This is a genomic window from Marinilactibacillus sp. GCM10026970 (assembly GCF_042660675.1).
GTDB lineage: Bacteria > Bacillota > Bacilli > Lactobacillales > Carnobacteriaceae_A > Marinilactibacillus.
The window spans coordinates 1-22,309 of record NZ_JBHSUL010000007.1; the positions used below are offsets into that span (position 1 = coordinate 1).

At 36.3% G+C, this 22,309-nt stretch carries 16 protein-coding genes and 1 pseudogene; 9 read left to right on the plus strand and 8 right to left on the minus strand.

The window, feature by feature from the left end:
• Positions 1-132: 132 nt before the first annotated feature.
• Complete coding sequence (locus ACFP65_RS02690; protein WP_379915647.1) at positions 133-753, minus strand: general stress protein; 621 nt, start codon at positions 751-753, stop codon at positions 133-135.
• 309 nt (positions 754-1,062) lie between these two features.
• Here ACFP65_RS02690 and glmU point away from each other — a divergent pair, with 309 nt between their 5' ends.
• The 3 genes from glmU to ACFP65_RS02705 all read left to right on the plus strand — a co-directional run bounded on the left by glmU (position 1,063) and on the right by ACFP65_RS02705 (position 4,077).
• Positions 1,063-2,436 (plus strand): bifunctional UDP-N-acetylglucosamine diphosphorylase/glucosamine-1-phosphate N-acetyltransferase GlmU, encoded by a 1,374-nt coding sequence (gene glmU, locus ACFP65_RS02695; RefSeq protein WP_379915649.1) that lies wholly within the window; start codon positions 1,063-1,065, stop codon positions 2,434-2,436.
• 111 nt (positions 2,437-2,547) lie between these two features.
• Positions 2,548-3,522: a ribose-phosphate diphosphokinase gene (locus ACFP65_RS02700; protein WP_379915651.1), complete on the plus strand. Its 975-nt coding sequence runs from the start codon at positions 2,548-2,550 to the stop codon at positions 3,520-3,522.
• 117 nt (positions 3,523-3,639) lie between these two features.
• Positions 3,640-4,077, plus strand: coding sequence for a NusG domain II-containing protein (locus ACFP65_RS02705; protein ID WP_379915653.1), 438 nt, complete (start codon positions 3,640-3,642; stop codon positions 4,075-4,077).
• 70 nt (positions 4,078-4,147) lie between these two features.
• Here ACFP65_RS02705 and menA read toward each other — a convergent pair whose 3' ends face one another.
• The 3 genes from menA to ACFP65_RS02720 form a co-directional block, all read right to left on the minus strand.
• Positions 4,148-5,086 carry a 1,4-dihydroxy-2-naphthoate polyprenyltransferase gene (gene menA / locus ACFP65_RS02710; protein WP_379915655.1) on the minus strand — a complete coding sequence of 313 codons (939 nt, stop codon included), beginning with the start codon at positions 5,084-5,086 and terminating at the stop codon, positions 4,148-4,150.
• A complete protein-coding gene (locus tag ACFP65_RS02715; RefSeq protein WP_379915657.1) occupies positions 5,083-6,162 on the minus strand; it encodes an FAD:protein FMN transferase in 1,080 nt (359 codons plus the stop codon). Before ACFP65_RS02715 ends, menA begins: the two co-directional genes overlap by 4 nt.
• A gap of 126 nt (positions 6,163-6,288) precedes the next feature.
• Positions 6,289-6,786, minus strand: coding sequence for an FMN-binding protein (locus ACFP65_RS02720; RefSeq protein ID WP_379915659.1), 498 nt, complete (start codon positions 6,784-6,786; stop codon positions 6,289-6,291).
• 320 nt (positions 6,787-7,106) lie between these two features.
• Here ACFP65_RS02720 and ACFP65_RS02725 point away from each other — a divergent pair, with 320 nt between their 5' ends.
• Together ACFP65_RS02725 and ACFP65_RS02730 are read left to right on the plus strand one after the other, a co-directional pair.
• Entirely contained in the window at positions 7,107-8,948 is a 1,842-nt protein-coding gene (locus tag ACFP65_RS02725) for an FAD-dependent oxidoreductase (RefSeq protein WP_379915661.1), read from the plus strand.
• 86 nt (positions 8,949-9,034) lie between these two features.
• Positions 9,035-10,015, plus strand: a complete 981-nt coding sequence (locus ACFP65_RS02730; protein ID WP_379915663.1) for a polyprenyl synthetase family protein — start codon at positions 9,035-9,037, stop codon at positions 10,013-10,015.
• Positions 10,016-10,159: 144 nt separating this feature from the next.
• Here the strand turns inward: ACFP65_RS02730 and ACFP65_RS02735 are convergent, their stop codons facing one another.
• The gene (locus ACFP65_RS02735) at positions 10,160-11,134 is read right to left on the minus strand and encodes an L-lactate dehydrogenase (RefSeq protein ID WP_379915665.1); all 975 of its coding nucleotides are present in this window, start codon (positions 11,132-11,134) and stop codon (positions 10,160-10,162) included.
• Between the two features lie 361 nt (positions 11,135-11,495).
• Here ACFP65_RS02735 and ACFP65_RS02740 point away from each other — a divergent pair, with 361 nt between their 5' ends.
• The 3 genes and pseudogenes from ACFP65_RS02740 to ACFP65_RS02750 all read left to right on the plus strand — a co-directional run bounded on the left by ACFP65_RS02740 (position 11,496) and on the right by ACFP65_RS02750 (position 17,011).
• Positions 11,496-13,472, plus strand: coding sequence for a S9 family peptidase (locus ACFP65_RS02740; RefSeq protein WP_379915667.1), 1,977 nt, complete (start codon positions 11,496-11,498; stop codon positions 13,470-13,472).
• A gap of 217 nt (positions 13,473-13,689) precedes the next feature.
• Positions 13,690-15,264, plus strand: coding sequence for an aspartate 4-decarboxylase (aspD, locus tag ACFP65_RS02745; protein WP_379915669.1), 1,575 nt, complete (start codon positions 13,690-13,692; stop codon positions 15,262-15,264).
• Positions 15,265-15,673: 409 nt separating this feature from the next.
• Positions 15,674-17,011 (plus strand): annotated as a pseudogene (locus ACFP65_RS02750) (PTS sugar transporter subunit IIC).
• Positions 17,012-17,067: 56 nt separating this feature from the next.
• Here the strand turns inward: ACFP65_RS02750 and ACFP65_RS02755 are convergent.
• Both ACFP65_RS02755 and ACFP65_RS02760 read right to left on the minus strand, forming a co-directional pair.
• A complete protein-coding gene (locus ACFP65_RS02755) occupies positions 17,068-17,706 on the minus strand; it encodes a uridine kinase family protein (protein ID WP_379915671.1) in 639 nt (212 codons plus the stop codon).
• Positions 17,707-17,781: 75 nt separating this feature from the next.
• Positions 17,782-19,152 (minus strand): MATE family efflux transporter, encoded by a 1,371-nt coding sequence (locus tag ACFP65_RS02760; protein ID WP_379915673.1) that lies wholly within the window; start codon positions 19,150-19,152, stop codon positions 17,782-17,784.
• Positions 19,153-19,231: 79 nt separating this feature from the next.
• Here ACFP65_RS02760 and ACFP65_RS02765 point away from each other — a divergent pair, with 79 nt between their 5' ends.
• Positions 19,232-20,053, plus strand: coding sequence for a MerR family transcriptional regulator (locus ACFP65_RS02765; RefSeq protein ID WP_379915675.1), 822 nt, complete (start codon positions 19,232-19,234; stop codon positions 20,051-20,053).
• Positions 20,054-20,117: 64 nt separating this feature from the next.
• On the opposite strand, the gene glmS is transcribed toward ACFP65_RS02765, so the two are convergent.
• On the minus strand, positions 20,118-21,926 hold the full coding sequence (gene glmS / locus ACFP65_RS02770; RefSeq protein WP_379915677.1) for a glutamine--fructose-6-phosphate transaminase (isomerizing): 1,809 nt from the start codon (positions 21,924-21,926) through the stop codon (positions 20,118-20,120).
• Between the last annotated feature and the right edge of the window lie 383 nt (positions 21,927-22,309).

A 22,309-nucleotide genomic window follows, 5' to 3' on the forward strand; every position in this document is an offset into this window, starting at 1 on the left:
CCAATCGAGTATCGACGAACTCATACAAACGAGTGTAAAATAGCATAAAAAAACAGAGCAGAATATCTGCTCTGAAAAAAGTCTAACTTTTTGGGGTCACTATAAATAAATCCATAGCTTTTTCTATGTGCTTTAAAGTTCGTCGTCTATACGTTTTTCTCTTTTGTTCTGAGTATGGTCGACATCAGCCTGAGCATCTGTATCCTCAAGTTCTGGAGGTGTGCCCTCTGACTGCTCTGGCTCTAAAGGCGGTTGTCCACCGTCAGTCATTCCCTGAACAGCGCCTTCTTCAGGAAAACCAGCAATAGATCCCATAGCTCCGGTTGCTTGTGAAAAATCTTGAACTTCATCTGAAGAATCAGTCGGTTTAGAAGAATGATCTGGACCTTTTTCTTTGAAGTTATTGACAACAACAATAATTTCACCTGAAGATAAATTATCTCTATAGTGATGGAGCAAATCATCTTCAGTTGTATAGTTCGGATCATCAAAATGGTGGTCTTCTCTTACTTTAAAGGCATCCTTAATAGAATCCCAGAAAGTTTTTTCATTTCCATGGTCTGCATCATTGCCATTAATATCTGGCTCAGCCACATCTAAATGCTCAGGATTTTTAAGAGAATCTTTTCTTTTCTGGTTAGTGAATAACGTGATTTCGTCTTTCAAATAACCTTCGCTTATTAAACGATCGACAACTTTAATGACTTCTTTTTCAGTTTTGTAGCTACCAATAACGGTTTGATTTTTTTTCATACGAACCTTCCTCCTATTGTAAGTTATAAATTTTAATAGAAAATGAGAAATATTCTCTAAAACACTTAATTGTGACCAAAATATGTCAAGTCCTATAACTACAGTATAAAAAACTTCCCCTTTTCAAACAAACGAAACAACTCAGTAACTTGAAAAGGATCGTTAGGTAAAGTATGATAGATTCAGTATTTAAAACAAAATTTTTGAAACTTTTAGTGAAATAGCTTATAAAGCAATAGAACGCAGATGTAGAATATGAGAACAAAAATAGTTCAAGTAATAACAGAATAGTAGAATGGGAGAATGATCGTGAGTAATCGTTATGCAGTTATATTAGCCGCTGGACAAGGCACGCGTATGAAATCAAAATTATATAAAGTAATGCACCCGGTAATGGGTAAGCCAATGGTAGGACACGTTGTAGATCAAGCACAAATCGTTGGAATGGACCAAATCGTTACCGTTTCTGGTGTAGGAGCTGAAACCGTTCAAGATTATTTGGGAGACAAAAGTGCCTATGTGCTTCAAGAAGAACAATTGGGAACGGCTCATGCAGTGAAACAGGCTTCTTCTGTTTTAAAAGATAAAGAAGGGACGACACTTGTAATTTGTGGAGATACGCCGCTTCTTACAGCTGAAACGCTGAAAGGTTTAATTGAATTTCACGAAAACGAACAGGCAAAAGCAACTGTTTTGACTGCATATGCAGAAAATCCTTTTGGATATGGTCGTGTCATTCGCACGGAAGAAGAAGGCGTTACGAAAATAGTAGAACAAAAAGATGCCACAGATGAAGAAGCAAAAGTAAAAGAAATCAACACAGGAACGTATTGCTTCGACAACAAAGCACTTTTTGAAGCGTTAGAAATGGTCAAAAACGAAAATGTGCAGGGAGAATATTACCTTCCTGATGTTATTGAAATTTTGAAAAAGCAAGATGAACTAGTTGAAGCTTATCAGTTAGCCAACATGGATGAAGCGTTAGGTGTTAACGACCGTGTCGCACTTGCGCAAGCGAATAAAGTCATGAAAGAACGAATTAACGAAAAACATATGCGTAATGGTGTTTCTATCATAGATCCGTCTAATACGTATATTGAAAGTGACGTTCAAATCGGACAAGATACGACGATTGAACCAGGTGTTTACTTGAAAGGTGAGACAACGGTTGGAGAGGAAACTTTTATCGGAGCTCACTCTGTTATTGTAGACAGTACAGTTGGTGATCGAGTCAAAGTAACCAGCTCAATGCTTGAAGAATCTATTATGGGCAATGATAGCGATATCGGACCGAATAGTCATTTGAGACCGCAAACGGTGTTAGAAGAATCCGTTCATATCGGAAACTTTGTAGAAATTAAAAAAGCAACTGTTGGTAAAAATACGAAGATTGGCCATCTGACTTATGTTGGAGATGCCGAACTTGGTGAAAACATAAATGTTGGATGTGGAACGATTTTCGTTAATTATGATGGAAAAAATAAGCACAAAGTTATTGTGGGAGATCATTCTTTTATCGGGTGCAATGCAAATCTGATTGCCCCAGTAACTGTAGAAAAAAATGCTTATATTGCTGCTGGATCAACGATTACGGATACGGTTCCTGAAAATTCTTTAGCGATTGCACGTGCTAGACAAACCATTAAAGAGTCTTATTTTACAAAAATGAAACAAAAAGATTAGAACTCTCTCTAAAAAAGCGTTATTATTGAAGAAGAATATTGATTTATCTCAAACTTCATCATAAACTAATAGATGGAAAAAATAGATGCATAGAAAAAATTGGAGGCCCACATGTCCGAATTATATTCTGATCCAAAACTTAAGATTTTTGCTTTGAGTTCTAACGTTCCCCTTGCAGAAAAAATTGCAAAAGACGTAGGTGTTGAACTAGGTGACGTTTCTGTCAAGAAATTTAGTGATGGAGAGATTCGTATCAATATTGAAGAAAGTATCCGTGGTGATCATGTCTACTTGATTCAATCTACATCCGCTCCTGCTAATGATCATTTAATGGAAGTATTGATCATGATCGATGCATTGAGAAGAGCAAGTGCTAAAACGATTAATGTCGTGATTCCTTATTATGGTTATGCAAGACAAGATAGAAAAGCTAGATCTCGTGAACCAATCACAGCTAAACTAGTTGCGAATATGATTACTCAAGCAGGTGCAGACCGCATCCTAACGCTTGATTTACATGCTTCTCAGATTCAAGGGTTCTTCGATATTCCAGTAGATCATCTTTTAGGTGCTTCACTACTTGCAAACTGGTTCTTAGATAAAGGGCTCTCTGGAGAGGACACAGTTGTTGTATCTCCCGACCACGGTGGGGTAACTCGTGCACGTAAACTAGCAGAATTTCTTAAATCTCCGATCGCCATCATAGACAAGCGTAGACCTAAAGCAAACGTAGCTGAAGTCATGAATATTGTTGGAAATGTAAATGGTAAAACAGCGGTATTGATTGATGATTTAGTGGACACAGCAGGCACAATCACACTTGCTGCAGATGCCTTAATCAATCAAGGTGCAAAAGAAGTGTATGCATGTGGGACACATGCAGTATTTTCAGGTCCAGCTATTGAGAGACTGGAAGCTTCTCCGATCAAGAAAATGGTTGTTACGGACTCAATCAACTTGCCGGAAGAACAGAAAATTGAAAAAATTGCTCAAGTAAGTGTTGGTGAATTGATGGGACACGCAATCAAGCGTATCCACGAAAATAAATCAGTTAGCCCGTTATTTGAGAAAAAATTCAAAAAATAAACGAATCGTGTATGATAAAACACTAGACTTTTAATCCGTAAATCTTCAAGAGATTTACGATGTCTAGTGTTTTTGATGCTTACATAGATCCACCGGATAGAGAGGATGAATGAAGTGATGAAGAAGATCAGGTTTCATTTAAGTAAAATGAAACCATTAGATGCCGTTATTATTGTCTGCTTGTTTATCGCATCTTTCATTCCGCACATTGTCTATGGGGTTCATTTAAGTACGATCGATGAAGGTGCTAAAACAATTGCTACAGTTAAAATTGCTGGAGAAGAAGTATATAGCGTAGAATTGTCCGAGGAAACCCCTCACGAACTGATGACGTTCTATCCGTCTGACGATCAGTACAATATCGTCGAGGTAGAAGGAACTAGAATTCGGAATAAAGAAGACAATAGTCCAGATCAGTTGGGCGTAAGAAAAGGCTGGATCAGTCGTCCAGGAGAAACCGTTGTGGTCCTCCCGCATAAATTGATTATTGAAATTCAATCAAAATCATCTGATGAGGAACCAGATGATCAAGAAGAAATTATTATCCCACTTTAGATAATAAGCAAGAGTATTAAAAAGAAGCTGACAGTTTTTTGAACTGTTAGCTTCTTTTTTTAGTGTGTCATTATAAAAATAAACTGATAGCAAGTAAAATAGTTTCCGCTCCACAAAATAGGACAAGATTCTTGATTGCGATAACAAATGTCTTTTCTTTGATCTGAGCTTGATTAAACTTCTGCAGATTTTTTCTGATAGGAAACAAAGTTAATAGTATCAGTAATAGAATAGGATGCAATAAAGTAGACAAAACGGCAACTACAACGACAATATAACTAGCATACACCAATATATTAAATAACTGAATGCCTCTTTTTTTGCCAATATAATACGGTAGAGTATAGCGGTGATTTGAAATATCTTGTTCAAGGTCACATAAATTGTTCGCCAGCATAATATTTGCAATCAAAAAAACGAGAGGCAGCGAAACGAATAAAAGCACAATTAGCAACAAGCTATTTCCTGTAACATTAAAATTAGGAAACTGGTAAATCAAGTCCAGTAATAATCCACTTTCTGTATTAACAAACACAGAAAGGAAAAAAATACCGAATCCCATTGTCATACCAGAAACAGCTTCCCCTAAAGGCATTCTAGAAATAGGAATAGGACCAAAAGTATAAAAAATACCAATCAAAAAACATAATCCTCCCATAAACAACAGTAAGATACTGGTTCTAAAAACGAGTAAAATCCCTAGTAAAGAAGCAGCTGCAAGCATTGCAAAAATCAATGTAATAACGAGTTTTTCTGAGATTCGAGCTTTCCCAATGATGTTGACCTCTTGCTTATATCCATCAGCTTGAGCTTTCTGATAATCGATTAGATTATTAATAGCCGTTGTGGTCATATCAAAGATCAGCATGGAACAGAAAAAAATCAGTGTGTTCATAAAATCAAACATATGAAAATAGTAAACTGTAAATAACGTGCCAATCATGAATGGGAATAAACTGGCCAGTTTAGTTTTAATTTCTACTAAATCAAAAAAAGCTCTAACTGTCATTGGTCGTCTCCGTTCATTAGAGTAAACGCATCATTGGTAAGATCAAAGTCTTTCAATCCATTAGATACATAAACATCTTTATCTTTAGTAACAAAAATAGCATCGACATCATCTAGCTGATTAACAAAATCCAGGCCCTCATTTAATCCTTTTGAAAAAAGAGAAGTAGACAATCCATCTCCATCAATAGATTCCTTTGTAACGACACTGACTCCAGCGAGTTCGTTATCAAAAGGATAACCTGTCTCAGGATTCATTAAATGAGCATATTGTTTGCCATCAATTTCGAGGAAACGTTCATAGACTCCGGATGTCACAATAGATTCATTGCTAGCCGGTAATGATCCAAGAATAGTCCCCCGATCTTCAAAAGGATCTTGAATACCTACTTGCCACTCGGCTTGCTCATCTCTTGGGCTCTTACCCATTACAAACAGATTCCCACCTAAGTCAATTATAGCCGTGTTTACGTCGTTTTCTTTTAGCACCTGGACGATTTCATCTGTAATAAATCCTTTTGCGATAGCGCCAAGATCCAGACGCATACCAGGATCTTTTAAAAAGACAGTCTGATCCTGATCATTAAGGACAACCTTATGATAATCAACGAGTGCCAAGGCTTGATCAATTTCAACTTGATCAGGTAATCGAGCATCAGGATAACCAATTCTCCACAAGTTTGTAAGAGGACCAATCGTTAAATCAAAGCGCCCATTTGTTTCTTCGCTATAAGTTACAGCTGATTTAATGAGCTTGTAAAGATCGTCTGATATGGCAACCGGTTCTTTACCGGCTTGCTCATTGATTTTAGAAATCAAAGAATTTTCTCCATCTTCTTCTGTTGTAATAAATCCTGCAAGTTCTTTAATACGATCAAAAGCAACATCTAAAACAGCCTCTGAATCTTTATTATAAATAGCTATCCTCACAACGGTTCCCATTAAAAATTCCGTTTCTTCATAAGGTGTAGCTGCCAGATTTCGGTTATCGGAAGAAGTAAATGGACCGCAACCTGATACAAATAACAATAGGAAACACAAAAGTAAAAAAGCATGGTACCCCTTAGTTTTTTTCATTTATATGAACTCCTTTAAAAATAAAACTGAATACAAAAGCAGACCTTAGACGATTATCCAAGGTCTGCTTACCGTAAGGTTCTTTTCCTATTATAATTCAAAACGATAGGCGATGAAAGACCTAGATTAGTTGCTCACTTCAATAGTATCTGTATTGCCTTCTTTAGCAGCATCAACTAATTGCTTGGCATACTTGATAAAGCTTTCAGAAGAATGTGTTGCACCAGATACAGCATCGACTTCAGATGGATCTTGTTTCTCTTCCAATTCTCCGTTTAACTGAGGAATATAATCAGCTGGACCAACGCCAACCTTTTCAGACATATTTTTCTGATACTCTTCATTTTCAGATTTCAAATTTCCGTCTGCATCTTCATAATCGTAATTTGACTTTGTAATTTTGCCGTCATTGACAGTTAAATCAAACAAAACGCGCCAGCCATTTTCATCAAAGTTTTCTTCTTCTAAAGAATAAGTGCCATCTTGTAGTTCAGCAGAAGAGGTTTCTTCTGTTGTGCCTTCGTTAGCGTTAGATGCTGAATCATCCGAATTTCCACAAGCTGTTAATACGATTGTTGAAGCAAATAATGTTGTTGCGAACATGATACCTTTTTTGATAAACATAGTATTCCCTCCATAATAAGTATGATAATCAAAAGAAGAATTCTCTTGATAAGTATTTAACAAGTGTAGTATACAACACTAAAATAATATTGTCTATATATTCACAAATAATTGTTAATAATTATTTTCTTTTTCTGATAAAAGGTAGTAAACTTCTCTATTTATAGCTTAAGGGGTGAATTTAAAAAGAAAATAAAGATTATATAGACAAACTATCTCATATTAGTTATAATAAACATGTAAATTAATTTGTGAATAAATTATCAATAATGATTGAAATTAATTCACAAATAATAAGTATCTTAAAGGAGTATACCATTATGCCACAGATTAATGTTGTTGTTGTTGGAGGAGGTTTTGCGGGAGTATCTGCTGCGAAACTACTTTCAAAAAAGCTGAAGAAAAACAATCGAGTAGAGATTACTTTGATTGATCGTCATCCATATCATACTTATATGACAGAATTACATGAGGTTGCTGGAGGAAGAGTTGAACCAGATGCCATCCAGTATGATTTACAGCGCTTATTCTCTAGAAGAAAAAACGTTCAACTTGTTACGGATAATGTTATTGAACTTAATCATGATGACAAAACAGTGGTCACAGAAAATGGTCAATACAAATATGACTATCTTGTACTTGGTATGGGTGGAGAAGCGAACGACTTTGGGACCCCTGGTGTTAAAGAAAATGGTTTTACGCTATGGTCATGGGAAGACGCTGTTCGTATCAGACGTCATATAGAAGATACTGTTGCTCTAGCTGCTAGAGAGCGCGATTTAGAGAAAAGAGCAGCAATGCTTAGATTCGTTGTTTGCGGTTCTGGTTTAACAGGAATTGAAATGATTGGGGAATTAGTTGATTGGAAACCTGTCCTTGCAGAAAAATATCATATCGATGCGAGTGAAATTGAATTAATTGTAGTCGAAGCACTTCCAGAAATACTGAGTACGATTCCTAAAGTTTCTTCTAGTAAAGTAGAAAAATACTTACGTAAAAAGAAAGTACGCATATTAACGGAAGCGCCAGTTGTCAATGTTACGGCGCATTCAGTTGAACTGAAAACAGAGGAAGTACTAGCGACGCATACACTTATTTGGGCAGCCGGTGTAAAAGCAAATTCAGATATAGAAGATTTCGGAACTGAAAAAGCACGTGCTGGAAGATTAGTTGCGAATGAGTATATGGAAGCGAAAGATCTAGAAGACGTTTATGTCATTGGAGACTTGGTTTACTATGAAGAAAACGGAAAACCTACACCACAGATTGTTCAAGCAGCGGAACAAACAGGACACACAGCAGCAAAAAATATTGTGGCTAAAATAGAAGGTGGAGAAAAACATCCTCACGAATCGAATTATCAAGGTACGTTGGTGTCCGTAGGATCAACCTATGGTGTAGCCTACCTATTCGATAAAATTCATTTAAGCGGTTTTCTTGCTATTTTGATGAAACATATTGTGAATTTAAAGTACTTCTTTGATATTCGGTCAGGCTATTATATGACACAATACATCTTTCATGAATTTTTCCATATCAAACACAAGCGAAATATTTTCCGCGGACACCTTTCTAGATATGGCAATGTTTTATGGAGTGTTCCTCTAAGGGTATTTTATGGTAGCATGTGGTTAGTAGAAGGTTTGAAGAAAGCGTTTGGTATATTAGGGTCGGAGAGTTGGTTTAAAGATCAGGTACTGCTGCCATTCTCATGGCTTCAAAATCCAACTTCCGGAGCTTCAGAAGCTGTTGAAGAGGTTGCGAAACCAATATTCGGTTTAAGCTATGCGTACGGAGAACAGCCGATGATGATTTTAGATCACGCACCTGGCTGGTTTGAGAGTATAATGAAAATTTTGATACCTAATACAGAAATGGCTCTATTCTTCCAGAAATTTATGACATGTGTTGAAATCGCGATTGCATTAGCTCTAATTTTTGGATTATTCACTTGGTTAACGAGCGCAGCAACCATCGGCTTAGTTTTATCATTTACACTTTCTGGAATGTTCTACTGGGTAAACATCTGGTTTATCTTTGTAGCCATCGCGTTAATGAATGGATCCGGTCGAGCATTCGGTCTGGACTATTATGTCATTCCGTGGATACAAAAGAAAGCGGGCACCATCTGGTATGGAAAAAGTACGTCTATACACACATAAAAATTGAATAGAACTAAACAGAGTGGAGGCGGGGGAAACAGCTCGCTTTCACTTTTTTTAACTTATGGGATTAAAAGGAGATACCAATGAAACTACATTCGATATGGGAACCGTATCCTGAATTAGCGACCGAACTAGGAGAAGTAACTAAGCTCATCGAAGGTTCGATTCAGATGCGGAACAAAGAAGTGGAAACCGTTTTAAAAGATGTCTTCAATAAAGGCGGGAAGATGCTAAGACCAGCGTATACTCTTCTTTTTTCGACATTCGGATCAGAACATGATGCAAAACGAGCACAAGCAGTAGCTGCTTCAATCGAATTGCTTCATACAGCCACGCTGATCCATGATGATATCATAGATGATTCACCAAAAAGAAGGGGACAGGAAACGATTCAGTCTCGTTATGGAAAAAATGCTGCTGTTTATGCAGGAGATTATTTGTTTACAGTCTCCTTTCGATTACTTGCACAATATGCAAAAAGTAATCAGCAGTTTGAAATCAATACAAAAGGAATGGAACGAATCTTAATGGGTGAGCTGGATCAGATGAGGCTGTATCATCATACGGATATGACAATCCGACAATATCTCACACAAATATCTGGAAAAACAGCACAGTTATTTGCTTTATCGTGCTATGCGGGAGCACTTGAAGGTGGATTAACAGAAAAGAGAGCTAGGATTGCTTATCACATAGGTAGTCATATGGGGATGGCCTTTCAGATATTAGATGATATTTTGGATTACACAATATCCTCAGAGGAATTTGGTAAGCCGGTTCTAGAAGATGTTAGACAAGGAATTTATACTGCACCACTAATTTTTGCCATGCGAAAAAATCGTCGTGCGTTGCTCCCTTTACTAGAGAAGAAAGAACAGATGACAGAAGAAGAGGCAAAAAAAGTGCGTCAGTTGGTTATTGAATCGGATGGAATAATTGAAGCGAAACGACTAGCAGAAAAATACACGGAAAAATCATTGAAAAAAATCTTGTCTTTACCAGATACGAAAGAGAAAGAGATTATTTATCAATTGACTAAACAATTACTCAGCAGAAAAAGTTAAAAAAGATCATTCGGGTATAATTTATCCGAATGATCTTTTTTAACCGTCAATAATGATCCTCTATAAAAATAAATAAACAGTAAATGCCCGTTCTTTAAAGTGTAATAAAAAGCATGAATCTATGTAGACTCATGCTAAAGGTCATTATTCGAAAGCTAAATCAGGACTCTTTTTGATTACTTCATCCAAGTGTTCTCTGATTGTCTGTGCTGAATGTTTCATTTTCTCTTTTTCAGAATCATTTAACGGAATTTCAATAATCGTTTTGATTCCACCACGATTAATTATGGCGGGTGTACCAAGGTAAATATCATTTTCTCCATACTGACCTTCCAGATAGACAGATAGCGGAAGAACAGCGTGCTCATTGTTTAAAATCGCTCGAGTGATTCTTGCTAGAGAAACACCGATACCATAAAAAGTAGCGCCTTTTTTCTCAATGATTGTATAAGCTGCATCTCTTACAGAGAAGAAGATATCTACCAGCGCTTGTTCATCTGTATCAGGGTTGTGTTCTAACCATTCATTGATTTGTAGACCAGCTACATTAGCATGAGACCAAACTGGGAATTCAGTATCGCCATGTTCTCCGATGATATAACCGTGAACATTTCTTACATCGACGTCTAAAAGGTTTGCAATCGCTTGACGGAACCGAGCGCTATCTAAAGAAGTACCAGAACCAATAACTTGTTTAGAAGGTAGCCCAGACCATTTGTATACGGCATAAGTCAAAATATCTACGGGATTTGTTGCGACTAAGAAAATACCATTGAAACCACTTGCCATAACACTATCCACAACGCTCTTAGTTATACGTAGATTTTTTTCGGTTAGATCAAGTCTTGTTTCTCCAGGTTTTTGATTTGCGCCAGCAGTATAGACGATCAAGTCAGCATCTGAGCAATCTTCATAATCAGCAACATATAGTTTTTTAGGCGCGGTAAAAGCGAGAGCACTACTTAAATCCATCACATCGCCTTCAGCTTTGTCTCGATTAACATCAATAATACCTAGTTCTTGACCGATATTCTGATTGATCAGAGAGTAAGCATAACTAGATCCTACGGCGCCATCCCCGATTAAGATGATTTTTTGTTTGTCATTTAGTGAACTCATGTGAACACGCTCCTCTTAAAATTAAACTATCCCTTACAAGTTCATTATATCACAAACTTGAATTGAGTACAGTATTATCATCAAATAATCAAAAGAAATTATTGGTAATTAGCTGAATATACATGTAGTTTTATTTGATTAGAAATTTATCATTAAATACTATTGACTATCTAACGTAGGAGTGGCAGAATTGTATTAAGTTATTTATGCGTAAATTAGAATAGATAAGTAGTTATATTCATTTTACTAATGTTGAAGCTATTTTTGAATTTTTAAATATGTAGTAAGCTAAGTATTTAAAGTGGTTTTATAATGAATAGTTATATTTTAATGTACGCTAAAAATGGAGGATGATTTGATTTTGAAAACTTTAACACCAGAAAGCCTATTTGATTTAAAAACTGTTTCACAACCAAAAGTGTGGAAAGATCATGTTTTTTTTGTCGAAACGAATCTGAAAGAACAAACAAATGAATACCGTACCTCTATTTATAGTGTACATCAAAAGACTGAAGAGAAAACCCACTGGGGAGATAGTGGATCTGCTAATGTGGAAATCAGTATTTCTCCTAATGGTAAGTGGTTGGCCTATCTTTCAAATAATACAGAAGATAAAAAAACTCAAATTTTTTTAATTTCACTATCTGGAGGTTCAGCTTCTCAATTAACTTCAGAAAAAAATGGTGTATTTTCGTATGAATGGACTAGTAATAGTGCAAGTGTTTATTATCAGACTTCAAAGAAAACAAATGAAGATTCAGATGCCAATAAAAATGAAGAGATGAAAGACAAGAAAAAGCACCCAGAACCTAAAGTTATTACGACCCTTCAATATAAAATGGATGGAAGAGGTGTTAATCCCGTAGATCTCACTTATCAGATCAAAAAAGTAGATATCGCGACTAAAAATGACCAGCTTATTTTGGAAAAAGATCGTCCAGTTGGATTAAGCTATGTTTCAAAAGATGAAAGTTATCTTTTGGTTTCTGACAAGCTAGATCCAGAAGATGAATGGGTTTATGGGGGGAGCGTCTATAAGTATTTTATTGAATCAAAAAAGACAACTACCCTTACAAAAGAAATTCCCCAAGGTAGTTTCCAGTTTGTAGCAGCAAACGAGGCTGAAGATTTCTATCTTTTAGTAGGGAATGATTTTAAATTTGCATTTGTATCGCAAGCCAAGCTTTATGGCTACGATGTAAATCAACAAACACTTGTCTGTTTAACCGAAAACTTGGATGCGGAAATAGGTGATACGATCATCGGAGATTTCCAGCAGAATGTATCTGACTTTCCAGTGCAGTGGCTAGATAATGAAAACTATCTTTTCCCAGTAACAGAACACGGAAAGTTGCAAATCTATAAGGGGAATCGAAAAGGGAAGTTAGAGAAACTTGTCGATGAGAAAGTTCAGTTCACTGGTGGAGAGCTAACAGATGAACAAGATAGAGTGGCTGTGACATACTCGACAGCAACGATTCCGAGTGAGGTTGGCTTACTAAATTTAAAAACTGGTGCAATTGAAAAATTATATGATCCGAATGCGGATGTGGTTTCTGAATACACAATCGTGGAACCAGAAATGTTCTGGTATAAAGGGGCAGACGACTGGGATATTCAAGGATGGTATATGCCTCCCGTTGAAAAAAAAGAAAAACATCCAGCAATTCTTTATGTTCACGGTGGACCGCAAGTTTGTTATGGAGAAACCTTCTTCCATGAAATGCAAAAATTATCTGCTCAAGGATATGGTGTCATTTTACTGAACCCGCGCGGAGGAAATGGCTATGGTCAGGATTTTGTTGCTTCAATCTTAGGTGATTACGGTAACAAAGACTATGAAGATTTAATGCTTGGAACAGATTACGTTCTAGAGCAACACCCGGAAATTGATACAGAAAAGTTATATGTTGCAGGTGGTAGTTATGGTGGATTCATGACGAACTGGATTGTTGGACATACGGATAGATTTAAGGCCGCCGTTACACAACGCTGTATTTCTAATTGGATTAGTTTCTATGGAACAAGTGACATTGGCCCTCATTTCGTAGAATTTCAGTTGCAACATGATCTCAGCGAGATGCAAGAACTCTGGAGAATGTCTCCTCTAGCATATGCTGAGAATGTAAATACACCGCTACTTGTTATTCATGGAGAAGAAGATTTAAGATGTCCACAAGAACAAGCAGAGCAAATGTATATCGCGATGAAGAAACATAAGGTCGATACAAAATTGATCACATTCCCCAAATCCAGTCATGGACTTTCGAGAATGGGTCTACCCAATCTACGCCTTGAAAGAATGAATGCGATCACTGATTGGTTCGAACAATATTAGAAAATAAGAGACTAGCCTTCTTGATTTATAGGAAGGCTAGTCTTTTTGCTGAACAGCTCGTTTATTCATTAAATTGTTCACATAATAAGAGGCTTATATGAGAATTTATATAAATTTTTTGTCTAATGTTCTATAGACTTGGGGTCTTTCAATATCTTTGTTACAATTACAAGTGGAGAAAAAATAAAATGATTACAAAAAAACTAGGAGTGGAATTTTGAAGCAGGATCTTGAAAGTCTAAGCCCTTTTGAATTGAATCTTTATTTAGAAGAGCAAATGCAAAAAACCCCTAATACGAAAGAATTTTTGAATGCAGGTAGAGGGAACCCGAACTGGACGGCACCTATACCAAGAGAAGCTTTTTTCCTATTAGGGGAATTTGCAGTCAAAGAAACAATGCTTGGAGAAAACAGACAAATCGCTGGAATGATCAAGGAAGATGATAGTAGATCAAAAAGGTTCGAAACTTTTTTAGACTCCAAAAAGACGCAAGGAGCTGATTTACTTCGAGAGATCTGGGAAAAAGGTAACCACTTAATGGGGTTGTCAAAAGAAGCTTGGTTGAAACAAATGCTAGATGATGTGATTGGAGACAATTACCCACATCCAGAACGTATTTTAAATGCCAGTGAAGAACCGATCAAACAGTATTTGCATCATGAATTATTTGATTCAAAAAGTGCACCATTCGATGTATTTGCAGTAGAAGGTGGAACAGCGGGAATTGTTTATACATTCAATTCTTTAGTGAACAATGCCTTATTAAATCAAGGGGATACCATTGCTTTACTGATTCCTACTTTTGCACCTTATATGGAAATACCAGAACTACCTGAGTACGGATTTAATGTACATTATATTCGCTCAGAGCTCGTGACAATTAATGGAGAAACAAGTTATCAGTTTCCTAAAGAAGAGTTGGATCGTTTAAGAGATGAGGCCATCAAAGCGGTTTTTGTCGTCAATCCAAGTAATCCTACTGCTAACGCAATTTATGGTGACTCGATTGATCAGTTAATTGATATCGTTGAAAAAGATAATCCAGACTTGATGATTCTGTCAGATGACGTATATGGCACTTTCTTGAATCAATTTACTTCGTTATTTACTGTTTTGCCTTATAATACAGCGTGCATCTATTCTTACTCAAAATATTTTGGTGCAACTGGATGGAGAATAGGGACGATTGCAGTCGCAAAAGAAAATATATTCGATGATCGATTGGCTCGACTCCCGGAAAATAAGAAAGCCGAGTTAAATAATCGTTATGCAACGCTTACCTCAGATCCTGAATCAATTCGATTTATTGACCGGATGGTGGCTGATAGTCGGTCGGTCGCTTTGAATCATGCGGCAGGTCTATCGGCTCCACAGCAAGTGATGATGACTTTGTTTAGTCTGTATGCATTACTGGATACAGAAGATGTTTATAAAAAAGAAGTTATTGGGATTTGTCAGGAGAGAGGGAAAGCTCTATATGATTCTCTAGGCATGCGAATGCCGATTAAAGAGTTAAATACCGCTTATTATTGTGAAATCGACTTCGAATGGTGGTTGAAAGAAAAATATGAAGAATCCTTCGTCGAGTATATTCAAACCAACTGGTCTATGACAGACATTGTCACTAAACTCGCAAGAGAAGAGCAATTAATGTTATTGAAGTCTGAGGCTTTTGGTTCAAGTAAATGGACCGTAAGAGTATCTTTAGCGAATCTTCCAACTAAAACTTATACAGAAATCGGTCAAAGAATCACGAACATGATCGACCGGATGTACCTTTCATTCAAATAAAGAAAAGGAGCATGTGACTGAGCATGCTCCTTTTTTATGGTTTTAAGCGATAGATGTTGCTTTTTTATAAGTTCTTTATGTATAAATTCAATGAAGAGTTATAATGAAAAAAATTTTTGAACTAGATAAGTGACAACGACGCATATGTAATGGATTACACACTGTAAACGTTGATATAACAACAAAGAAAACGCTTGCTTAAAATATGGTGTCCACATATAATTGAATTATAGAAAAGGTTATAACTTTTCAGTTTTAGTTTTCTTTATACTCTCAAGGTGCATAATGATAGAAAAGAAATTTTCTTGAGCTCACATTATGAATCAGAGAAAATTCAAAGGATCATCATTTTAAAATGAAATCGCTTTAATATTAAGTTTTGACTATTTTGAGGAAGAAGGTTTTATAAATGGAAAACGCACTGAATAAATTATCGGATGTACTTTCTCCTATCGCATTTAAATTAGATTCAAATCGTTACTTGACCACTGTCAAGGCGGGATTTTTTGGGGCTATGTCTTTACTTATTATTGGATCTATTTTCTTACTTTTTGCCAATTTACCTATTGAGAGTTACCCAGGATTTATGGAAGGATTGCTCGGAGCCGATTGGAAATCGTATTTTCAAGTTCCTTATGACATGACAATGGAGATTATGACACCTTTTGTTATGATTGGTATGGCTAAATCGTTGGCTAACTATTACAAAGTGGATGATGTTGGTGCAATTCTGATTTCTCTAGTAGCGTTCTTTGTTTTAACACCGACGATTACAGCTGCAAACGAAGCTAGAGGAATTCCAATGTTAAATCTAAGTGCGAGTGGTTTATTTGTTGGAATGATCTCAGCTATTATAGCGACAGAAATTTATAGATTAGTGATTCAAAAAGGTTAGGTTATTAAACTTCCGGATTCTGTACCTTCAAATGTCGCAAGATCCTTTTCAGCGCTCGTACCTGGATTTATTGTCATTATTCTTTTCAACTTTATACGAATCGGATTTAGTTTAGTTTCTTATGAAACAGCACATGCCTTTATTTTTGAGATCCTACAAACGCCACTACTAGCTTTGTCTAGAACATTACCGACGACGTTCATGATCTTTATCTTTGAAGGCTTACTGTGGTCATTTGGTATTCACGGTGCGAACATTGTTGGTGCAGTAATGAATCCGATATGGTTGAATCTAACTGCAGAGAATGCTACGGCATTTGCATCTGGAGAAATCTTACCGAATATTATTAATGCACAATTCTATAATAACTTTGTTAAATTAGGTGGATCAGGGGCTACTTTAGGTTTGGCATTTTGTATCATCATGTTTGCCAGATCGGAACAATATAAGACATTAGGTAAACTAGCTATTGTACCTGGTTTGTTCAATATCAATGAACCGCTGATCTTTGGACTTCCTATTGTTTTAAACCCAATCATGATGATTCCATTCTTATTGATGCCACTCGTCATGTCGGCCTTGACTTACTTCGTGATGTCAGCTGGTTTTGTACCTTACGCAAATGGTGCGAATATTCCTTGGACAACCCCACCAATCATTTCTGGATTCTTACTCAGTGGTTGGAGAGGGGGAGCCTGGCAGATGGTGCAGATCTTACTCTCAGCAGGAATTTACTATCCATTCTTTAGAATTGTAGATCAAAAAGCGTATAAGCTGGAAACTGAGGGTACTGAAGGCATCGAACAAGTTGAAGAAGGCGGGGTTCAAGCTACTCAACCTACTGAAGCATAAACTAAAAAAAAGAATCCTCCTCCAATTCATTTGAACTGGAGGAGGATTCTTTTTGGCTAATAGCCTTTTTCAATTTTGATTTCATTTTCCGTATGTTTAACAATAATATCGAAATGTTCGCTGAAAGGATGCATAAACTCAGTGTACTGAATCCGTCTTTCGTTATGAGAATCTGTTAGAAAAGATAAACTCCTGCCTCTATCAGATACATCGCGATCGGTCCGTCGTATCCATTCCGTATTATCATCAGTATAAAGGTAAACCGATACATCAAGTAATTCTGGATTGACAAAGGCAACACTCATACCCTCAACTATCGTAATAGATTTCTCAGAAGAGACTATTTTTTGTTCTAGATAAGAAACATCAATCGTTGGAAAAGAAAAACCTCTTTGAATCATCGACAGGTCTCTTTCTAAAGCGAGTGTATAATGGGCATCTGGATGACAGGCAGTCATCTTATATCTATGAAGAGAATCCATATAGGAATATTCAATCGTCGTATATTTCCTAACGCTTGAATTTACAATATAGGGATCCGTATTCAAATAATTGACTGCCTGTTCTCCAAGTTCTTCAATCAAAGAAAGAGCGAATGTAGTTTTGCCAGCCGCACCATGACCAGAAATACCAATGATCATAGGTTTATTAATTTGATGGATTTTATCCAATAAAAGTCTTTTCAAACGATACAATACATCACTTCCTTAATATAGTAAACATTTGTCATTCTAGTGTAGAGAAAGTCTGTCGGAAGGGTAAAGCATACTCTAAATTTTAGCGTTCTTCTTAAAAGAAGGCAAATAGTTATAGACCTTATTTTTTCTAAAGATAAAGTAAATAGAAATCATGATAGAAATAAATTCTGCTAATGGAATAGTAATCCAAATACCGGTTTCTTGTATGATCATTGGTAGAACTAAAAATCCAATAAGAACTAAACCGAAAGTTCTTAAGAAAGATATGATACCAGAGATTTTTCCATTTGAAAGAGCAGTAAATAACATAGAAGAAAAAATGTTGAAGCCCATAAAAACAAAACCAAATCTGAACAAGCTAAATCCTTCAACTGCAATCGCGTATGCACGTGTTTCAGGAGAAATCATGATCGAAATCATCTGAGTATCAAATAGAAATGTAACTAAAAGCGTTGCGAGAGATACAGCTAGAATAAACCCAAAGCTGTATTTTACAGTGTTCTGTAGCTGTTTATGGTTTTCATCTCCATAAGTGTAACTGATAATAGGGGCAATACCAGCCGAGTATCCCATAAAAATAGCCGTTAATAACATCAATATATAATTAATCACCGTAATAGCAGCAACCCCATCAACTCCATAATATTGGAGCATTAATAGGTTCAAAGCGAAAATAGTCACAGAAGCTGCGATATTGGAAATCATTTCAGAAGAACCGTTCACAGAGGTTTTAATTAAGAACGTCCAGTCTAAATCGGGTTTAACAAATTTCAAGCTAGTTCGTTCAGATCTGAAGAAGTACCAGACGCCGATAATCGCTGGAATAGCCATACCGATTCCCGTTGCTAATGCAGCTCCGGCAATCCCCATATTGAATGGAACGATAAATAGATAATCTAGTACGATATTCGCTACCCCTCCAATAATCGTAATGATGAGATTGAAATGAGGTTTTCCTTCAGTAACAAAGAAGTTCTGAAATAAAATTTGTAAAAAAGTTAAAGGAATAAAAGAAATAATGATTCCTCCGTAAATAGTTGTAAATTCATTCAAAGCTTCGCTTTCGTCTGCACCTAGTACCGACAGCATTGGCCGTAACAATAGTAGACCGAATATAGTTAACAAAACACCGAAAACAAGGCTAGTTATGATGATGAGGGAAAAGTTTTTCCTCGCTTCTAAGGTCTTTTTCTGTCCCAATTGCCTAGCGATAATGGCATTCGCCCCTGTACCGAACATCAAAGCGATTGCCCATATTAAACCATATACTGGGGAGAATATATTAATGGCTGAAAGTGCAGTTGTATTGATAAATCTGGAAACGAATATGCCATCAACCATCGTGTAAATAGCAGTGAAAATCATCATAATAATCGTTGGCATAGCGTAACTCACGAGAGAAGTAAAAGTGTGTTTTTGTCCTAAATAATTTGTCTTATTCATATCAATGCTCCTATTTTTAATCTATTTGCTATAATAAACTATGGAGTAAGCCCATAGTCAAGGAGGTATTCAGATATTCATGCAAAAAAAATATTATTTAACAACAGGACAGTTCGCCGATTTAGTAGGAGTCCCAAAAGATACCTTATTTTATTATGATAAAATTGGAATTTTTTCTCCTGAAATGAAAAAAGATAACGGATATCGGTATTACTCGATTTATCAGACGGAAGTTTTTGAGGCCATAAGGCTACTTAAAACGCTAGGAATTTCATTAGACGAAGTGAAGAGCTATATGAATCATAAGTCACCAGAAAATCTCGTAAAATTATTAAACACAGAAAAAAAGGTTTTACATAAGAAAATTTCAGAATTACAGTCCATGGAAGAAGTTTTGAACAATAGAATTGCTAATACAACTGAAGCCATTGAGAAAGACGTTAATAAAGTGGAAATTGAATTCATGAAGCCCTCATTTATGTTTACTACAAAAGCGGGCTCAGTTGTGGATGAAGATATTCTTCTTGAGAGTATGCAAAGTCATTTTGAAAGCTTGCAATCCATCAAAAAGAAATCCGCATTATCAAGGTCGATCGGCTGGATGCTTCATTCTGAAAAGATATTGAAAAAGGATTACGAAATTTATGACTCTATTTATACAACTGTGTCAGAAAGACGATATAGTAACTTTGTAAAAGAAGCTGGAGAGTATATTGTGTTCTATCATGATAATACTCAAACGGAACTTCCAGTCAGTTACAAAAAAATGATTAATTATATAGAAGAAAACCAAATAGAGATTGAAGGATACTTCTATGAAGAAACGCTTTTAGACGATTTATCAGTAAATGGTTATGAAGAGTTTGTAGTGAAAATTTCTGTTCGAATTAAAAACAAATAAAAGAACCCCCTTAAGTAGGTCTGAAAGCGACCATTGCTTAAGGGGGACAAAAAGATTTAGATGATTATTCTACAGTAACAGATTTTGCAAGGTTACGAGGTTTATCTACATCGTTACCACGGTGTAGCGCAGTGTAGTATGCGATCAATTGAGTTGGGATAACACTGATCAGTGGAGTCAACAAGTCATGAACTTTAGGAAGTACGTATGCATCTTCTTGGCGATCCAGACCTTCCATAGAAATGATCATACTGTGTGCACCACGAGAAATCACTTCGTGAGCGTTCCCTCTAGTATGCGGACCAGATACTTCATCCGTAATAATAGAGATAACTGGTGTGTTTTCTTCAATCAAAGCAATCGTTCCGTGTTTCAACTCTCCAGAAGCCCAGCCTTCAGCTTGAACGTAAGAAACTTCTTTTAATTTCAATGCTGCTTCCATAACGATATAGTAGTCAATACCGCGTCCGATATAGAAAGCATTTTTGCTAGTACTTAAGTGAGTAACAGATAGGTGTTCAAAAATTTCGTGATCGTCAATAACCGTTTCAATCGCATTTGCAATAATACCTAACTCGTGAGCTACATCAATAGAGTGTTCTACTCCATTAAATTTAGCTACACATTCAGATAGAATCGCAAGAACAGCGATTTGAGCTGTATAGGCTTTTGTGGAAGCAACTGCAATTTCTGGTCCAGCGTGTAACAATAATGTGTGCTTAGCTTCACGTGACAACGTTGAGCCAGGTACATTTGTAAGTGTTAATGAAGGGTAACCAGCTTGGTTTACTTGAACAAGCACTTGACGGCTATCAGCAGTCTCACCAGACTGAGATAAGAAGATGAAAAATGGCTTCTTAGTCAATAGTGGCGTATTGTAAGCAAACTCACTCGCTAAATGCACTTCAGTAGGTGTTCCAGTTACACGTTCAAGAAGTTGTTTACCAACCCATCCAGCGTTGTAACTTGTACCACAAGCGACAACGTAAATACGGTCACTTTCTTGGATTTCTTTTAGAATAGATTCATCAACTTCAAGTTGACCTTCTTCATTTTGATATTGTTGAACAAGTTTACGCATAACAGCTGGCTGCTCATCAATTTCTTTGATCATGTAGTATGGGTAAGTTCCTTTATCCAGGTCGTTTGCATCGATATGAGCAGTGTAGCTGTCACGTTCGATTAATTCTCCAGCTAGATCTTCAATCTTGATTGAGTCTTTTGTTAAAGTAGCCACTTCGCCATCCATCAATTCAATGAATTGAGTCGTTTCTTGTACCATTGCCATAGCATCAGAAGAAATAACATTAAATCCTTCGCCAGTTCCAAGTAATAGAGGAGATTTGTTTTTAGCAGCATACAAAGTATCTGGAGCTTCGCTATCCACTAAAGCTAAAGCGTATGACCCTTTAAGTGTAACGGTTGCTTTTTTGAATGCATCGATTGTTTCCAAACCTTCAGTTTCTACAAACCAAGCAATTAATTGAACGATTACTTCGGTATCTGTAGTACTGTGGAAGTGAACATCTGATAGATAAGCATCTTTTACTTCTTCAAAGTTTTCGATTACACCATTATGTACAATAGTGAAACGACCGCTTGTAGATTGGTGTGGATGAGCATTTTCAACACTTGGCACACCATGTGTTGCCCAACGAGTATGACCAATACCTGAATAAGCAGTAACAGAATTGTCAACTTTATCACGAAGTGCAGCAATGCGGCCTTTTTCTTTAAATAAATGACCATTATCTGATTCATCAGTAACATAGATACCAGCTGAGTCATATCCTCTATATTCTAAAGTGTCTAATCCTTTTAATAAAATCTCTTTTGCATCTTTATGTCCAATATATCCTACGATTCCGCACATATTTGTTTTCCTTCTTTCTTTTTTAAGGTATAGACCAAAAATCAATTGGTATATACTGTTTTTTTGTAATTTGTTTCCTTGACGCATCACAATATTATAATCATTGAAGACGTTTGTCAAATAGAACCTTGGAATAATAAATAAAATTGGTATACATGACAATGGAAATAGAGTATCGCTGATGTTTCACTTAACAATCTAAAGTTTGAGATAGGAGACTTTAGATTGTTAAGCGAAAAGACGTTCTTGGTTAAGAATCTAAATATGAGGAGAGCTTTTTTCAAAACAAGTGTCATAACTAGGAGTTTGTCAAAAGGGTTGTGACAAAGCTCGTACTACTTGGACTAGTATTCCTAAAACGGAGCGCTTACAATAAAAGAGTA

What these genes read in the sequence shown, in the direction of transcription:
- ACFP65_RS02690 (WP_379915647.1), bottom strand. Translation starts at nt 753, where the DNA reads ATGAAAAAAAATCAAACCGTTATTGGTAGCTACAAAACTGAAAAAGAA.
- ACFP65_RS02700 (WP_379915651.1), top strand. Translation starts at nt 2,548, where the DNA reads ATGTCCGAATTATATTCTGATCCAAAACTTAAGATTTTTGCTTTGAGT.
- ACFP65_RS02705 (WP_379915653.1), top strand. Translation starts at nt 3,640, where the DNA reads ATGAAGAAGATCAGGTTTCATTTAAGTAAAATGAAACCATTAGATGCC.
- menA (WP_379915655.1), bottom strand. Translation starts at nt 5,086, where the DNA reads ATGACAGTTAGAGCTTTTTTTGATTTAGTAGAAATTAAAACTAAACTG.
- ACFP65_RS02715 (WP_379915657.1), bottom strand. Translation starts at nt 6,162, where the DNA reads ATGAAAAAAACTAAGGGGTACCATGCTTTTTTACTTTTGTGTTTCCTA.
- ACFP65_RS02720 (WP_379915659.1), bottom strand. Translation starts at nt 6,786, where the DNA reads ATGTTTATCAAAAAAGGTATCATGTTCGCAACAACATTATTTGCTTCA.
- ACFP65_RS02725 (WP_379915661.1), top strand. Translation starts at nt 7,107, where the DNA reads ATGCCACAGATTAATGTTGTTGTTGTTGGAGGAGGTTTTGCGGGAGTA.
- ACFP65_RS02730 (WP_379915663.1), top strand. Translation starts at nt 9,035, where the DNA reads ATGAAACTACATTCGATATGGGAACCGTATCCTGAATTAGCGACCGAA.
- ACFP65_RS02735 (WP_379915665.1), bottom strand. Translation starts at nt 11,134, where the DNA reads ATGAGTTCACTAAATGACAAACAAAAAATCATCTTAATCGGGGATGGC.
- ACFP65_RS02760 (WP_379915673.1), bottom strand. Translation starts at nt 19,152, where the DNA reads ATGAATAAGACAAATTATTTAGGACAAAAACACACTTTTACTTCTCTC.
- ACFP65_RS02765 (WP_379915675.1), top strand. Translation starts at nt 19,232, where the DNA reads ATGCAAAAAAAATATTATTTAACAACAGGACAGTTCGCCGATTTAGTA.
- glmS (WP_379915677.1), bottom strand. Translation starts at nt 21,926, where the DNA reads ATGTGCGGAATCGTAGGATATATTGGACATAAAGATGCAAAAGAGATT.